We start from the raw sequence: 15,894 nt of genomic DNA, 5'->3' as shown, positions 1-15,894 counted from the left end.
AAAATAGTTTCAAAAAACTTTATTCTTACAAATCATTTTGGTCTGTTAATATTTAATTTACCTTGCACTCTAAACAAATCACCTAGATGACACCATCAGATTTTTTTAAACTATTAAAAGATAAATTCCCTTTCAAAGCCACTTCAAAGCAATTAATTGTCTTAGATCAATTATCACAATTTGTATACAGTGATTCTTCAAATGAACTCTATTTATTAAAGGGGTTTGCAGGAACAGGAAAAACAAGTATTATTGGCACTCTAGTGTCAAATTTGTGGGAGACTAAGAAAAGTGCAATCTTAATGGCACCAACAGGTAGAGCTGCAAAAGTGATTTCTAATTACTCAAAAAAAGAAGCATTTACCATTCATAAAAAAATATATTTTCCAAAGAAGGACAAAGGCGGAGGTGTTAAATTTGTGCTGCAACCCAATAAGCATAGAAACACGATCTTTATTGTTGATGAAGCCTCTATGATACCAGACATTCCTGCAGATTCAAAACTGTTCGAAAATGGTTCCTTGTTAGATGACCTAATGCAATATGTTTACTCTGGCCATAAATGCAAACTTTTACTTATAGGTGACAAAGCACAATTGCCACCTGTGAAATCAGATTTAAGTCCTGCACTGAACAAGCAAACACTTTCAATGAATTACAACAAAGAAGTAATAAGCATTGAGTTGGATGAAGTGGTAAGACAAGAACACGATTCTGGAATTTTAGAAAATGCAACTAGGTTAAGAGAGTTTCTCGAAAACCAATTTTATGAATCATTCAAATTTAACGTCAATAGTTTTGCAGATATCATTAGATTAATAGATGGACATGAAATAATGGATGCAATAAATGAAGCCTACAGTAAAAATGGTCATGAGGAAACAGCTATTATTGTAAGAAGTAATAAACGTGCAAACTTATACAATCAGCAGATAAGAAATAGGATTCTTTTCAATGATAACGAGCTTACTGTTGGTGATTTCTTAATGGTTGTGAAGAATAACTATTTCTGGATTAAGCCTACAACTGAAGCTGGTTTTATTGCTAATGGCGATATTATTCAAGTTCTAGAAATTTTTTCTATTAGTGAGTTGTATGGTTTTCGCTTTGCTGAAGTAAAAGTAAAAATGGTTGATTATCCAAGAATGCGACCATTTGAAACGGTATTATTGTTAAATACTATTGAAGCTGAAACACCATCATTGCCTTATGAAGAAAGTAATAGGCTATATCAAGAAGTTCAAAAAGATTACGAAGATGAAGTTTCCAATTATAGAAAATTCCTTAAAATAAAAGGGAATAGACATTTTAATGCGTTACAAGTAAAGTTTTCATATGCGATTACATGTCATAAATCGCAAGGAGGACAATGGCATACAATTTTCATTGAACAGCCTTATTTACCAAACGGAATGGATCGCGATTACTTGCGATGGCTATATACAGCAGTTACTAGAGCGAAAGAAAAATTGTACCTTATAGGTTTTAAAGACGATTTTTTTGAAGAGACATGATGACAATAGATAAATTAATAGCACTTTGAAGAATTTATAAAAATGGAAATAAATACAGAAACCATAATTAGTATTTTTTTAGGAATAGGACTTGCTGCTTCAGTTGGGTTTAGGGTTTTTGTACCTCTTTTTACTTTGAGTTTAGCATCGTATTTTAATATATGGGAACTTAATGAATCTTGGCAATGGATAGGTAGTCTAACAGCAGTAATTACATTAGGCGTTGCTACAATAGTTGAAATATTTGCATATTATATTCCTTATGTAGATAATGTATTAGATGCTATTGCCATCCCATTAGCAGCTATTGCTGGAACAGCAGTCATGGTGTCTACAGTAGCAGATTTAAGTCCAGTTATCACATGGGCTTTAGCTATAATTGCTGGAGGAGGAACAGCTGCAGCTGTTGCTGGTAGTTCTGGTGTTACACGATTGGCTTCAACAACGACTACAGGAGGTATTACAAATCCAATCGTTTCTACAGTTGAGACAGGAACTTCGGTTGTTATGTCTATACTTTCAATATTCATCCCATTGATCGCCTTTATATTTGTTTTGATTATTTTATACATCATTTTTAGATTTTATAAAAAGATTAAACCAACTCAACCTTAATATTCATACAAAAGTTTTATTTTTGAAATGAATTCTTTCAACCAACGATGAAAATAATTTCAATGATTCCTGCACGATATAGTGCATCGCGATTTCCTGGTAAGCTCATGCAAAACTTGGCTGGTAAATCTGTAATACTCAGAACGTATGAAGCCACTGTAGCTACAGATTTATTCGACGATGTTTTTGTAGTCACTGATAGTGAAATCATTTTCGACGAGATTACTTCAAATGGAGGAAAGGCTATTATGAGTAAAAAGGATCATCAATCTGGAAGTGATCGTATTGCTGAAGCAGTTAAGGATATAGATGTAGATATTGTCGTAAATGTTCAAGGCGATGAACCTTTCACAGAGCGAGAAAGTTTGGAAAAAGTGCTAAGCGCATTTAAAAGTGACCCTAATAAAAAGATTGATTTGGCATCTTTAATGGTAGAAATTAATGATTGGGATGAAATCAATAATCCTAACACAGTAAAAGTTATTGTAGATCAAAACAATTTTGCACTTTACTTTTCTAGAAGCCCAATTCCTTATCCTAGAGACAAACAAGTAGGTGCTCGTTACTTTAAGCACAAAGGAATATATGCTTTTAGAAAACAAGCTTTGTTAGATTTTTACAACTTGCCAATGCAATTTATAGAAGCTACAGAAAAGATAGAATGCATTAGATATCTAGAGTATGGAAAGCGAATTAAAATGGTTGAAACCACTGTAGAAGGTGTAGAGATAGATACACCAGAAGACTTAGAACGCGCAAAAAAACTTTGGAAATAATTGAGTAACGAATATACAGACATAAAGGTAATAGGTTTTGATGCTGATGACACATTGTGGATCAATGAAACTTATTTCAGAGAAGCAGAGTTAGAGTTCGCCAAACTAATGGCCAATTATGAAACCGCAAATAAAATAGACCAAGAGTTATTCAAAATGGAGATGAAAAATCTTTCGCTTTATGGTTATGGGGTGAAAGGGTTTGTTTTGTCTATGGTAGAAATGGCATTAGAAATATCTAATAATGATGTATCAAATTCAACAATAAATGCTATTTTGAACATTGGAAAAAACATGTTGAATAAGCCTGTGGAATTACTTGATGGAGTTGAAGAAACGCTAAAAACCTTGTCAAATAATTATAGGTTGATATTAGTTACAAAAGGAGATCTATTAGATCAAGAACGAAAACTTGATAAATCTGGTCTAACAGATTATTTTCATCATATTGAGGTACTTAGTGATAAACAAGAAGCTAATTATTCAAAGTTATTGAATCATTTAGATATACGACCGTCAGAATTTTTGATGATAGGTAATTCATTGAAATCTGATATTTTACCTTTAGTTAATATAAAAGCTAAAGCAATTCACATTCCTTTTCATACGACATGGTTACATGAGCAGGTTAGTGATAATGAAACAAAAAATAAAAGTTATAAGACAGTACATAGTTTGCTTGATGTAATTCAAATTATGAACTAAAATTGAAGCATTGCTTTATTTAAGATAAAAAAATAATGAGCTATAAAAATTATCCAATGGTCTCCAGAGTTGTTTTTGGACGTGGTAGTTTTAATCAATTAGGAGATATTATTGCGCCTAAACGATTAAACGCCAAAGCACCATTTATTTTTTTGGTTGATGAGGTATTTAAGGGTAATTCTTGGCTTACTTCTAGAATACCTATTTCGTATAACGATCAACTACTATATATCTCTGCAGATGAAGAACCAAAAACCTCTCAAGTAGATGAGCTTGTTGAGCAAATCATATTGACGCATAAAGATCGACCTTCAGGTATTATTGGTATTGGTGGCGGAACTATTTTAGACCTTGCAAAAGCAGTATCAATATTATTAACCAATGAAGGTGAAGCTAAAAATTATCAAGGCTGGGATTTGGTTAAAACGCCAGCAATATATCATGTAGGAATTCCTACCATATCTGGAACAGGAGCTGAGGTGTCTAGAACTACTGTACTAACTGGTCCAGAAAAAAAATTAGGCATTAATTCAGATTATACCCCTTTTGATCAAGTCATTCTTGATCCAGAATTAACTAAAGACGTTCCAAAAGATCAGTGGTTTTATACAGGAATGGATTGTTACATCCATTGTATAGAGTCTTTGAATGGTACTTTTTTAAATGCGTTTAGTAAAAGTTATGGCGAGAAAGCTTACGAGCTTTGTCGCGAAATTTTCATTGATGATAACCTTTCAATCGAAGATGCTCAAGATAAGCTTATGATGGCGTCTTGGCATGGTGGTATGAGTATTGCTTACTCACAAGTTGGTGTGGCACATGCTATGAGCTATGGATTATCTTATCTTCTTGGTACCAAACATGGTATTGGTAACTGTATTGTGTTTGACCATTTAGAAGAGTTTTATCCAGATGGTGTAAAACTCTTCAAACAAATGAAGAAGAAACATCATATCAAATTGCCTCAAGGTATTTGTTCAAACTTAGATGATGATGAGTTTAATATTATGATTGATGTAGCTTTAGGATTAGAACCACTTTGGGAAAATGCCATTGGTAAAAATTGGAAGCAAGTCATTACTAGAGACAAACTTAAAGCATTATATCAAAAAATGTAGTATGCGATGGCTTGCCAAATTTATTTACTTTAAACTATTGGGTTGGAAAATCACCGGAAATACTAATTTTTCTAAAGATACCATAAAAAAAGCTGTCATCATTGCATTGCCTCACACCAGTTGGCATGATTTTTATATTGCAATATTACTCAGAAAGATCACTGGTGTCAAAACTAACTTTGTAGCAAAAAAAGAACTGTTTAAATGGCCTTTCGGCTGGTATTTTAAAGCTGTTGGAGGCGCGGCATTAGATAGAACCTCAGGACAAAATAAAGTACAGGCTATAGCTTCATTATTCAAAGAAAAAGAAGAGTTTAGACTCGCATTAGCACCAGAAGGCACAAGAAAAAAAGTTGATACTTGGAAAACAGGATTTTATTACATAGCTAAAGAAGCCAATGTCCCAATAATTATGTTTACGCTAGATTTTAAAAACAAACAAAACAGGGTTTCAGAGCCGTTTTTTCCAACTGATGATGTTGAAGCTGATTTTAAGACTATGAAAGCGTTTTATAAAGGTGTAATAGGTAAAAAACCTGAATATTCTTGACTTACACTTTTAGACAATTAAATTTATTTCCATTCTAGCGTTTAGCAATTACAATAAATTCAGTACAATGATCTATCTAGTTTCTTACTAAAAAGGGATATACAAGTACAACAAGTTCATTTGTCGAGTGTTTGATGCATTTATCTAAAAGGCATTAAAAAGTTATATTATGGCATGGAGTTTGGTTTCTTAAAAGTATAATTATAACTGAAACATAAAGTAAACGATAACGTCCCTAAAAAGAAACAGTTATATTTATAAATAAAAGCTAGCTCATTAGTTTGAGGTAGCTTTATTTTTTCGGCTTAATTCAAACTTATCTAGTAATCTATTGGTTTGTGTTTTTAGTTTATTTCTAAAATAAATCGTTTTTCCTAATACAAAACCTTTCAGACCTAAGGCTTGTTTTGACCATTTGTGTAGATTGAATTTATCTACATGCCTAATAATTTTATCATTTTTTAACTCAAAATGTGCTTCAATACTGTTATGAACTTTCCTTCCCGTTTTACTAAACGTATAAAATGCCTCCCAAGAAGCACTTCCTTCGGTTGCAGATATCGTAATGTTAGAGTATTCAATTTTAAAATCTTTCCCTTTTTGAGATTCACATAACATGCGCCACATATTTTTAGCACGCTCGCCATGTAAAGTACCAAATGCAGGATCTTCAAAGATGATATCATCATGATAACACGAAACCATAGTTTCAGCATCGAGATTATTAAATGCTTCGTAAAAAGTTTCAATGACGTTTTTCATAAGGCTAAATGTTTACTTTTTAAAGTTACATAATCTTTTCTTGAAGTTTAACCTTATGTATTTATTATGATTGCAAACTTAAAATTTAAGTGACCAAATGTGCTTAAAACATTAAGAATTTGTTCTGTTTGTTTTTTCATTATAGAAATTGAAAGCATCTATAATTAAATCGTTAGGCACCAAACAATCAATTTTTGGCTGACCAATAGTTTTCAATAATACAAAGTTTACGTTGCCATGTTCGTTCTTTTTATCATATTTCAAAAGCTCTATTATAGGCTTGTAATCCATTTCATTGAAATCTACTGATTTATAAATTGAATGTATTGCATCAGTAATAAAGTTTAGATCGTCTTTTGGGAAATCTAATAGTTCAGATGAGAGATAACATTCTAAAACCATGCCTATAGCAATAGCTTCACCATGTAGCAACTCTTTTTTTTCTTCAGATTCTAAAAAATAAGACTCTATTGCATGACCTAGAGTATGTCCAAAATTGAGATGTTTACGAATGCCATTTTCAGTTGGATCTTCGGTAACAATGTGCTTCTTAATACGTATAGACTCATGAATGAGATTGTCTAGATCATTAAGTGTTAAGTTTGATAATTGCGTTAACGTTTCGAAATAAGCTCTATCTTTTATAAGTCCATGTTTCAACATTTCTGCTAGACCAGACTTTAAGTGATTTTGTGGAAGCGAATCCAGATAGGATGTGTCTACCAACACAATATCACCTGAGTTAATAACACCAATCTGATTTTTCAAAACGCCTAAATCTACGCCAGTTTTTCCGCCAACTGAAGCATCAACCATAGCCAGTAGAGAAGTAGGAATATTGATGTATTTGATACCTCTTTTAAAAGTACTTGCAACAAATCCGCCAAGATCTGTAACAACACCTCCTCCTAAATTTAAAAGCAAACTCTTACGATCTGCGCCAAGTTCAGATAATACGTTCCAAACACCAACACATGTATCAATGGTTTTAAAGTGTTCACCAGCATTTATCTCAATTATCTCAATAGAAATTGGTGTCTCTAAGTGAGACATCAATTTTGGCAAACAGTATTTATGTGTATTGGTATCAACAAGAATAAAAATCTTTGAAAAATCATAATTGTTGATATATAAATTCAATTCTTCATAAGCTTTAGCATTGAAGTGAACTTTATATGTTTCAGTATCTATAGAATTCATACCAGTTGAGGTCTAATTAAGAAAGTGGAAAATTAGCGGTTTTTAGTAAAATAATAGCTACTGAATAATTATTTTTGCTATATATTTTTACAAATGAATACAAAAACTCTTTTCGATAATACTGAAGTTGCTTTTGCTCTTAAAAATGATGCTCAGCTAGAACGTGCTTACTTCTTGTTTAAAATGATATCTCATCAACCATTAGTAAGGATTGGTACAGCTGCCACAAATTTTGCGCTAAAGGCAAATTTACCTGTTGAGGGTTTGATTCGCTCAACAGTATTTGATCATTTTTGCGGCGGTATAAATGAAGACGATTGTTTGCCAGTGATAGACAAAATGTATGGTAAAGGCGTAAGTTCTGTTTTGGATTATTCTGTTGAAGGAAAAGAAGAAGAATCTACATTTGATGAAGCAAGAGATAAAATATTGAAAATTGTACAATTTGCAGATGAAAAGGAAGCAATGCCAATTGTTGTTTTTAAACCAACTGGATTCGGGAGATTTTACTTATATCAGAAAAAAGGCGAAGGAAAACTATTTACGTCAGATGAGCAAGAGGAGTGGAATAGGGTAGTGGCGCGATTTGATGATGTTTGTAAGCTTGCAAAAGAAAAAGATGTAGAAGTCTTAATAGATGCTGAAGAGAGTTGGATGCAAGACGCTGCTGATGAACTTTGCGAAGATATGATGCAAAAGTATAACACTGATAAACCTATCGTATATAATACACTTCAGACCTATCGTTGGGATAGGTTTGACTATTTAAAAGGCATTCATGAGCGTGCTAAAGCAGCAAGTTTTAAAGTAGGATTTAAAATTGTTAGAGGTGCATATATGGAAAAAGAACGTGATCGCGCTGATGAAAAAGGTTATAAATCACCAATATGCGAAAATAAGCAGGCTACAGATGATAATTTTAATAATTGTATGACCTATATGCTAAATCATCTTGATACCATCTCTTTATTTATTGGAACACACAATGAAGAGAGTTGCTATTTAGCAATGGATATAATGCAAAATCTTGGTATTGTTAAAACAGACAATAATGTTTGGTTTGGTCAATTATATGGCATGAGTGATCATATTAGTTTTAACTTGGCAGAACAAGGGTATAATGTGGCTAAATATGTTCCTTTTGGTCCAGTTAAAGACGTTATGCCATATTTGATAAGACGCGCTGAAGAAAACACATCTGTTGCTGGACAAACCAGTAGAGAATTAAACTTGTTGAAACAAGAAAAAGCACGTAGAAAGCTATAATTTAAAAAAGCCACATCAATCAATGACTAATGTGACGTTTTATTTGATCTATATAAATCCGAACCTTTTCTTTTTTCGTTGCGGATTATTACCATAGCCATAGCCATAACCTTTTCGTTTTGTAGTACCATTGAGTAAAGTTGCCATATTTGGAAGTCGATTTTCATCATGCAACGTTTTTGCAATATGCAATTGTCGTTTATCTATGTTGTTTGCACTTACAACATAAATAAACATATCTGCATGATCACTAATTAGTAAGGTATCAGTAACTAAACCAACAGCAGCTGTATCTACAATAATGTAATCGTAACTTTTTTTAGCAATATCAAATAACTCACCCACACGATCACTCATCAATAATTCTGCTGGATTAGGAGGAATAGTGCCAGAAGGGATTACGTGTAAAAATTCGTTGTCTTCCATTTTTACCGTAACATCACTTATACTTAATGATTTATCAGAAATGTAATCTGTTAAACCTTTATCTGCTTTTATTTTTAAATAGTCATTTACTCTTGGCACTCTAATATCTGTTTCTATAAGTAGTACTCTTTTTTCTGAAAATGAAAATGAACTCGCTAAGTTGGTAGAAGTATGAGATTTTCCTTCTTGAGCTGTAGTTGAAGTGACATATAGTGTTCTACACTTTTTTGTACCATCTTGAAGCATAAAATCAATATTAGATCGTACAATTCTAAATGCTTCAGCTTTTGGTGAGTAGTCTACTTTTTGTACAACTTTCTTCTTTCTTTCAGACTTTGGAATATCACCTAAAAATGGAATATCAAGTACTTTTAATAGCTCTTGTTTTGTTTTAATCTTAGTGTTTAAAATATCTTTTGCATAAATGAAACTTACAGGAGCCAATAAGCCAAGTAACACTGCGGCCAGATATACCATATTCTTTTTTGGAGCTACAGGCTGAGACATAGAAAACGCTGCATCTACAATTTTTGCATTTGGCGAAGACATGCCTTGAGCAATAGCAGTTTCCTCTCGTTTTTGTAATAAATATAAATACAAAGATTCTTTAATGTCTTGTTGACGCTTCACATCTCTAAACTGTCTTGCTTTTCCAGGCGCAGAATAAATTTGAGCACTAATTCTTGCATCTTCACGGTTAAGTGTGTTTAATGTTATCCTGTTGGCTGATTGGATGTTGTCTAAGCTTTGATTCAAATTCTGTTTTAAAGCTCTAATTTGATCATTTAAGTTAATAACAACTGGGTTCTTTTCAGTAGAGCTTTTTAGTATTCTATCACGCTGCAATACCAACTCATTATGACTTTTTGTAATTTGAGCTACTGAATTATCTGCAATACCAACATCAGCAGGCAATAAGTCGTTTTCTGCAGTTTCATCATTGATACGATCTTTCATATAATCAATCAACTGAATTTGGTTGGTAGTATTAATTAGTTTGACTTCATTTTCCTTTTCACTTTGTAGGAAAATATCTGCTTGAGAAGATAAAGCTGTTAACCTTTCATTTTTTTGTAAGGTCTCAGCAGTAAAATCAACTTGTTCAAGCTCGTTTGACACAACATCTAATCGATTATTGATAAAGTCTGATGTCGCTTTTACAATTTTTTCTTTATCATCGATTACGTCCTGATTGTATTTTTCAATCAGCTTGTCCAGAATCATTTCTGCTTTATCTTTTAAGCTTTCTTTTAAGCTTATTGTAATGATACTTGAGCCTTTATTGGTAGAAGTTTTCAGCTTTGCTTGATATTCTTGTATTGTGTTTTTAATATTCGACATTTCAATCTTTATATTGCTACCAGGTTCAGAAGCATATTGACCAATATTTGGAGTGATTACAAAATCACCAAAACCAGTTCTGATCCTGTCTCCAAACGCATGCTCTTTAGCATTGGCACTTTCTATATCAAAAAAATCATTGCCTTCTTCATTTGACAGTGTAAACTTTGTTGGTGTTTTAATTTGAATATATAAAGTCGTGTCAATTGTGTTAATAACAGAATCGTTTTCGAAGAAATTCAATATAACTGGAGGGTTAGTGTACACTTCCTGCTCTTTGATCTTTCCTCTAACAAAATATTTAATATTGAGTTTAAGGTCTTCAACAACTTGTTTTACGAGAGTTCTAGAACGAATAATTTCAATTTCATCGGTCACATTACTGAAATCTGTAGAGAACATCCCATAATCTTGTAATGCCGATAATTCAGGTAAACGTTGAGAGGACTTTCTTTCTTCGTTAATCTTAATAGATGCTGTGGCTTGATATTGATAGTTAGCATATCTTAAATATAAGAACGCGATACCTATGGCAAGGATTAGGCAAAACAAAATGAATTTCCATTTTGAGACAAATAAATCTACCTTATCTCGCAATTCGTATTGGATTTTATTAGTATTCATAAGAAACTATTCAATTATTTTATTAAAATAGCTGCAATAGTAGCCAAAGTAGCTACAGCAGATATTATAAGACCATTGTTTTGTGTGTAAGATGATTGACGAATTCTAGCTTTATTTGGCTCAACATATATAACATCGTTTTGAGACAAATAATATACGGGTGAATTAACGACATTTATTGAAGTTAAATCAAATTTTGCATATTTTTTCTTTCCATCGACTTCACGAACTAAAAACACATTATCGCGCTTACCATATATGGTTAAATCACCAGCTAAACCTATTGCTTCAGATAGCGAAATTCGCTCATCTTGAATGGTATAAGCGCCAGGTCTGTTGACCTCGCCAAGCACAGTAACCGTAAAATTAATGAGTCTAATGTTTACAATAGGATTTGAAACATATTCTCTTAATTTGTCTTTAAGCATGTCTGTGACTTCAGCTCTTGTGAGTCCGCCAATTTTTAGAGTTCCTAGTACGGGGAATTCGATATTACCACTAGGATCAACCAAATAGGTTTGTCTCAATATATTTCCATTCGCATTAAGTCCATTATTAGCATCATTATTAGCGTAGGAAACTGCAGATAAATTAAATGGTCTAACGGTTTCTGGATCTAACGCTGAGACATCAATAGTTAATATATCATTAGGTTTATAGCTAAGCTCAAATTCGTTGCTTAGTTCACTTTCTTCAGTAAGTGCTTCGTCTTGAAAGTATACAATATCCTTTCTTGAACCACATGATGATACTATAATTAGTATAAGAACAGCTAAAAGTTGAGTAGCAATTTTTTGATTGAAGATTTTACGCATTGTTTTATAGTTTAGGTTAAGCAATTTTTTATTTTTTTGAATCTAATACTTCAAATTTTGAATTGTTAGAGATGTATTCAGGCAATATTTGTTTGATGTGCGATACAATCTCTAAATTCTGAACTTTAGAATTGACCATACAAAGGTTTGTAATTTTCTCAGAAATCTCGCTTACATTTATAGCCTTGGTTTTTGCGATCATAATTTTTTCATGATATGTAGGCTTTGTTTGTTCACCATCAGCTAAAAGCTCTTCGTATATTTTTTCTCCAGGACGTAAGCCTGTAATCTTTATATCTATATCTTCAGGATATCGTAAACCAGATAGAATGATCATGTTTTTTGCTAAATCTAATATCTTAACAGATTCTCCCATATCAAAAACAAATATTTCACCTCCATTACCCATAGTTGCTGCCTCCAATACCAATTGGCAAGCTTCTGAAATAGTCATGAAATATCTTGTGATATCCTCATGAGTTACGGTTAATGGACCACCTGTGTCGATTTGTTTTTTGAATAAAGGAATTACAGAACCATTTGAGCCTAAAACATTGCCAAAGCGAGTAGTGATAAACTTAGTTTGCCCTTTTCCTTGAAGACAATTAACATATAATTCTGCTATACGTTTTGTAGCTCCCATAACATTAGTTGGGTTTACCGCTTTGTCTGTTGAAATCAAGACAAATTTATTGACACCATGTTTAACAGATAGATTAGCAATATTTCTTGTACCACTAATGTTAACACTTACAGCCTCGTAAGGGTTGTTTTCCATTAGCGGAACATGCTTATATGCTGCTGCATGAAATACAATTTTTGGACGATAGGTATTAAATAAACTTTCCATACGCTTATTGTCACGAACATCTGCAACAATGGCAATGAAGTTTTTCACTTCCTTTTGTTTGAACTCTTGTTGTACTTCGTATAGCGCAGATTCTGCGGTATCAATTAATATGAGTTTTTTGTAGGCATAATTTGTTGCTTTTCTAGCAATTTCACTGCCTATTGAACCAGCTGCTCCTGTTATAAAGATGATTTGATTTTCGTATTCATGAATTAAGGCAGGATTAGTTATAAGTATTGGTTCTCTACCTAACAAGTCTTCAATATTAACTTCTTTAATTTGGCCAACACTTAAGTCACCATCTATCCATGTTTGAACAGGTGGAACAATTTTTACTTTCAATCCTAATTCGAAGAGGTGGCTTGATATTTGTAAAAGTCTAGAAGGCTCTATGTTTTGAATTGAGATCACAACTTCTTCTATTGATTGTTTTTGAATCAATTCAGAAGTTATTTTTTCTAAGTTGTAAACATAAAGTGTATTTATCTTTTTCCCAACCTTACGTTCGTTGTCATCAATGAAACCTACTATTTCATGACTATTTTTTGGGTCATTAGTAATCGCATCGTACGTTAACATACCTGAACTTCCAGCGCCATAAATCATTACTCTTTTACGAGTCTTGAATTCTTGCATCATGTTATTGTACATTGATTTTACAAAAAGTTTTGAGCCTATTAAGAAAAGAATATTCAGCATCAAATGGATGTAGATAACAGATCCAGATATATTGAAAATACTTTCGTAATTTAATTTTCTACTAAAAAATGTAGTAACTATTAGTATCGTTGCTAGTATGTTTACTCCAATTATAATATTTACAACATCCTTAAAACCAGTAAAACGAACTACTCCTTTATGAGAGCCTACTAATAAAAAGCTAATTAGTGCTGCTAAAAAGACAAATGGAACTTGCTTTAGCACAACAAGCACATCAAAATCTAACTTAAAATTAAAGCGAATGATGTAAGCAATTATAAACGTACAACTCACAATTAGCAGGTCAAATAACATGACCAGCCATTTGGAGGCATACTTCTGTGATATGTTTTGAAATTGCGCTTTTAACATGCTCTAAAATACGTTTTTATTGTAGAAATAACTCTATCTAATTCATTTTCTGTAAGGTTAGACCCACTAGGTAAACATAATCCATTAGCAAATAAAGCATCAGAAACACCATTGTTGTAGCTTGGAAATGCACTAAAAACTGGTTGTTGATGCATAGGTTTCCATAATGGTCTTGATTCTATATTTTTATTTAAAAGTGCCAGTCTAATACCTTCTCGTATATCTTCAGAAGGGGTTAAAACACAGCTTAACCAACGGTTAGAAAAAAAGCTTTCAGGCTCATTTAAAAAAGTGATTTCATTAATAGTTTTTAATTGCTCTTTATAAATTTCGAAATTTTTACGTCTAGCTTGTACTCGTTCATCTAAAACTTGCATTTGTCCTCTACCAATACCAGCTAAAACATTAGACATTCTATAATTGTATCCTATTGAAGAATGTAAGTATTCTACAGCGTTATCTCTAGCTTGTGTAGCAAGAAATATAGCCTTTTGCTTGGTAGTATGATCTTTTGTTATTAAAGCGCCACCTCCAGATGTTGTTATAATTTTATTTCCGTTAAATGATAAAATTGCGATTTCACCAAATGTGCCACACTTTTTATTTTTATAACTACTGCCTAAAGCTTCAGCACTGTCTTCTATAACAGGAATATTGTAGGCACTAGCAATATCATTTACCTCATCGACCTTATAGGGCATTCCATATAGATGAACTGCAATAATGGCCTTGGGCTTCTTTCCTTTTTTAATTCGATCTTGTATAGTGATTTCCAATAGTTCAGGAGAGATATTCCAAGTATCTTCCTCACTATCAACAAAAATAGGAGTTGCACCTTGATATATAATTGGGTTAGCTGATGCAGAAAACGTTTTGCTTTGGCAAATCACTTCGTCACCTTGCTTAACGCCTAGAAGTATGAGTGCTAAATGTAAAGCTGCCGTACCAGAACTCAACGCAGTAACAATACTGCCGTTTTTAAGGTAATCTTGAATGTCATTTTCAAAACCATCAACATGAGGACCTAATGGAGCAATCCAATTGGTTTCAAAGGCATTGTTAACATAAGATTGCTCTGTGCCACCCATATGAGGTGAAGACAACCATATTTTAGAATCCATATCAAAATTGTTAAGTAAGTTTATTACTATTCAATCTTCTTGTCTAGTGAGGGACTTGGGACAGAAAATTTATCTCTTAAAACGTGTTTTGTCGCTATATATAAAATATATCTTGTTTAAACACTAAATAATTAAAAAATATTCTGAAGTAAATATTGACAATTAAGGTAAAGCATTCAAATTATAACGATAAATAGCAAGTTTTTACGATATACTTAGTTGTTTTCATTTAGATTCAGTGTCTTGATGTAGGTCTGTATTTGTTTTGAAGCCTCAATATGACCATAACAAGACCAATGCCCATCAGCTTCGTTTAAATCCCAAGATTTGCCTTGTTTCACCTTTAAATCAATGTATTTTAAGTCTTTAGAATTAAAGAATTCAATAATATCTGTTGAAGTTTTTGGGTGAAATACAAACACCATGTTTTGAAGATTGTAATTTTTATTAATATAATCATGCAATTTGTTAAAACTATCAATGTCAAAAGCAGAAGACTCAGAACTTACTTCACCTTTATTCTGCTTACTTACAAATAATGGAAATCTTTGGTAGAGATAGTACAAAAACTTAGAGTTGTATAGAATCTTCTTTAAACCTGGTGACTTTAATTCTCCTTCTAATATGGTCTCATTCTCTAAGTCTATTTGTAATCGGTCTGTATATCTGTTTGTTTTAGAAAAACTTTCGTAGAAATCTGCATCAGTAAGGTATAGCAAATGTTTGTCAAAATTTAACGAATCAAGGTTTTTTGCGATTTCTAAGGCTTCAATGAATGTTACTCCAGATCTTCCAGCCTCAAAAAAACCAATATTTGCATTTGCCTCTTGTAACAAATAGCCTTGATTGCAATCCATTGGGTTCATAATGTTTTCAATATATGAATCGCCAATAATAGAAATTCTCTTTGCTTTGTCATCAATATTACTAACACCTAGCCAACCATATTTGTTAACTTCCCATTGTTCAGTTGCCCCTTTATAGTAGCCCTTTTGACCTGGAATATATAATTGTATTCCGTTGGTTGCGACATAGCGTTGTGGAATGTCGGAAGTGAGTTTGTTTATTCTAACAATGCATTCTCCAATTAGATACCCAATAACACAAAATATAATAATTTTAGCAATGAACTTTTTCATA

The 15,894-nt window shown here is 32.4% G+C and carries 14 protein-coding genes; 7 read left to right on the top strand and 7 right to left on the bottom strand.

Features of this window, described 5'->3' with window-relative positions; all coding sequences use genetic code 11:
• Positions 1-86 precede the first annotated feature (86 nt).
• Genes Q0876_RS14835 through Q0876_RS14810 form a run of 6 tightly spaced genes read left to right on the top strand, consistent with a single transcriptional unit; the run spans position 87 to position 5,278 of the window.
• Positions 87-1,514, top strand: coding sequence for an ATP-binding domain-containing protein (locus tag Q0876_RS14835; RefSeq protein ID WP_299229380.1), 1,428 nt, complete (start codon positions 87-89; stop codon positions 1,512-1,514).
• A gap of 48 nt (positions 1,515-1,562) precedes the next feature.
• Complete coding sequence (locus Q0876_RS14830) at positions 1,563-2,129, top strand: DUF4126 domain-containing protein (RefSeq protein WP_299229421.1); 567 nt, start codon at positions 1,563-1,565, stop codon at positions 2,127-2,129.
• Between the two features lie 47 nt (positions 2,130-2,176).
• The gene (kdsB, locus tag Q0876_RS14825) at positions 2,177-2,905 is read left to right on the top strand and encodes a 3-deoxy-manno-octulosonate cytidylyltransferase (RefSeq protein WP_299229377.1); all 729 of its coding nucleotides are present in this window, start codon (positions 2,177-2,179) and stop codon (positions 2,903-2,905) included.
• On the top strand, positions 2,906-3,610 hold the full coding sequence (locus Q0876_RS14820; protein ID WP_299229374.1) for an HAD family hydrolase: 705 nt from the start codon (positions 2,906-2,908) through the stop codon (positions 3,608-3,610).
• A 56-nt stretch (positions 3,611-3,666) separates the two neighbouring features.
• Positions 3,667-4,728: an iron-containing alcohol dehydrogenase family protein gene (locus Q0876_RS14815; protein WP_299229371.1), complete on the top strand. Its 1,062-nt coding sequence runs from the start codon at positions 3,667-3,669 to the stop codon at positions 4,726-4,728.
• A 1-nt stretch (position 4,729) separates the two neighbouring features.
• Positions 4,730-5,278: a 1-acyl-sn-glycerol-3-phosphate acyltransferase gene (locus Q0876_RS14810; protein WP_299229368.1), complete on the top strand. Its 549-nt coding sequence runs from the start codon at positions 4,730-4,732 to the stop codon at positions 5,276-5,278.
• A 276-nt stretch (positions 5,279-5,554) separates the two neighbouring features.
• Here the strand turns inward: Q0876_RS14810 and Q0876_RS14805 are convergent, their stop codons facing one another.
• Both Q0876_RS14805 and aroB read right to left on the bottom strand, forming a co-directional pair.
• Entirely contained in the window at positions 5,555-6,040 is a 486-nt protein-coding gene (locus Q0876_RS14805) for a nuclear transport factor 2 family protein (RefSeq protein ID WP_299229365.1), read from the bottom strand.
• A gap of 111 nt (positions 6,041-6,151) precedes the next feature.
• Entirely contained in the window at positions 6,152-7,240 is a 1,089-nt protein-coding gene (gene aroB, locus Q0876_RS14800; RefSeq protein ID WP_299229362.1) for a 3-dehydroquinate synthase, read from the bottom strand.
• 93 nt (positions 7,241-7,333) lie between these two features.
• Between aroB and Q0876_RS14795 the strand changes: the two genes are divergently transcribed.
• Positions 7,334-8,506, top strand: a complete 1,173-nt coding sequence (locus Q0876_RS14795) for a proline dehydrogenase family protein (protein ID WP_299229359.1) — start codon at positions 7,334-7,336, stop codon at positions 8,504-8,506.
• 48 nt (positions 8,507-8,554) lie between these two features.
• Here the strand turns inward: Q0876_RS14795 and Q0876_RS14790 are convergent, their stop codons facing one another.
• From Q0876_RS14790 to Q0876_RS14770, 5 genes are all read right to left on the bottom strand, one after another.
• Entirely contained in the window at positions 8,555-10,897 is a 2,343-nt protein-coding gene (locus Q0876_RS14790) for a polysaccharide biosynthesis tyrosine autokinase (protein ID WP_299229356.1), read from the bottom strand.
• A gap of 14 nt (positions 10,898-10,911) precedes the next feature.
• Positions 10,912-11,712 carry a polysaccharide biosynthesis/export family protein gene (locus tag Q0876_RS14785; protein WP_299229354.1) on the bottom strand — a complete coding sequence of 267 codons (801 nt, stop codon included), beginning with the start codon at positions 11,710-11,712 and terminating at the stop codon, positions 10,912-10,914.
• Between the two features lie 28 nt (positions 11,713-11,740).
• Positions 11,741-13,633 carry a nucleoside-diphosphate sugar epimerase/dehydratase gene (locus Q0876_RS14780; protein ID WP_299229351.1) on the bottom strand — a complete coding sequence of 631 codons (1,893 nt, stop codon included), beginning with the start codon at positions 13,631-13,633 and terminating at the stop codon, positions 11,741-11,743.
• The gene (locus Q0876_RS14775) at positions 13,627-14,754 is read right to left on the bottom strand and encodes an aminotransferase class I/II-fold pyridoxal phosphate-dependent enzyme (protein WP_299229348.1); all 1,128 of its coding nucleotides are present in this window, start codon (positions 14,752-14,754) and stop codon (positions 13,627-13,629) included. The genes Q0876_RS14780 and Q0876_RS14775 overlap by 7 nt, the downstream gene beginning before the upstream one ends.
• 215 nt (positions 14,755-14,969) lie before the next feature.
• The gene (locus Q0876_RS14770; RefSeq protein WP_299229345.1) at positions 14,970-15,893 is read right to left on the bottom strand and encodes a hypothetical protein; all 924 of its coding nucleotides are present in this window, start codon (positions 15,891-15,893) and stop codon (positions 14,970-14,972) included.
• Position 15,894 lies beyond the last annotated feature (1 nt).

The sequence above is a fragment of the uncultured Psychroserpens sp. genome (assembly GCF_947503375.1).
In the GTDB taxonomy this organism is placed as follows: domain Bacteria; phylum Bacteroidota; class Bacteroidia; order Flavobacteriales; family Flavobacteriaceae; genus Psychroserpens.
Note: the sequence above shows the minus strand (reverse complement) of the source record. Positions and strands in the feature narration are given on the sequence as shown.

What these genes read in the sequence shown, in the direction of transcription:
- Q0876_RS14835 (WP_299229380.1), top strand. Translation starts at nt 87, where the DNA reads ATGACACCATCAGATTTTTTTAAACTATTAAAAGATAAATTCCCTTTC.
- kdsB (WP_299229377.1), top strand. Translation starts at nt 2,177, where the DNA reads ATGAAAATAATTTCAATGATTCCTGCACGATATAGTGCATCGCGATTT.
- Q0876_RS14815 (WP_299229371.1), top strand. Translation starts at nt 3,667, where the DNA reads ATGGTCTCCAGAGTTGTTTTTGGACGTGGTAGTTTTAATCAATTAGGA.
- Q0876_RS14810 (WP_299229368.1), top strand. Translation starts at nt 4,730, where the DNA reads ATGCGATGGCTTGCCAAATTTATTTACTTTAAACTATTGGGTTGGAAA.
- Q0876_RS14805 (WP_299229365.1), bottom strand. Translation starts at nt 6,040, where the DNA reads ATGAAAAACGTCATTGAAACTTTTTACGAAGCATTTAATAATCTCGAT.
- aroB (WP_299229362.1), bottom strand. Translation starts at nt 7,240, where the DNA reads ATGAATTCTATAGATACTGAAACATATAAAGTTCACTTCAATGCTAAA.
- Q0876_RS14795 (WP_299229359.1), top strand. Translation starts at nt 7,334, where the DNA reads ATGAATACAAAAACTCTTTTCGATAATACTGAAGTTGCTTTTGCTCTT.
- Q0876_RS14790 (WP_299229356.1), bottom strand. Translation starts at nt 10,897, where the DNA reads ATGAATACTAATAAAATCCAATACGAATTGCGAGATAAGGTAGATTTA.
- Q0876_RS14785 (WP_299229354.1), bottom strand. Translation starts at nt 11,712, where the DNA reads ATGCGTAAAATCTTCAATCAAAAAATTGCTACTCAACTTTTAGCTGTT.
- Q0876_RS14780 (WP_299229351.1), bottom strand. Translation starts at nt 13,633, where the DNA reads ATGTTAAAAGCGCAATTTCAAAACATATCACAGAAGTATGCCTCCAAA.
- Q0876_RS14775 (WP_299229348.1), bottom strand. Translation starts at nt 14,754, where the DNA reads ATGGATTCTAAAATATGGTTGTCTTCACCTCATATGGGTGGCACAGAG.
- Q0876_RS14770 (WP_299229345.1), bottom strand. Translation starts at nt 15,893, where the DNA reads ATGAAAAAGTTCATTGCTAAAATTATTATATTTTGTGTTATTGGGTAT.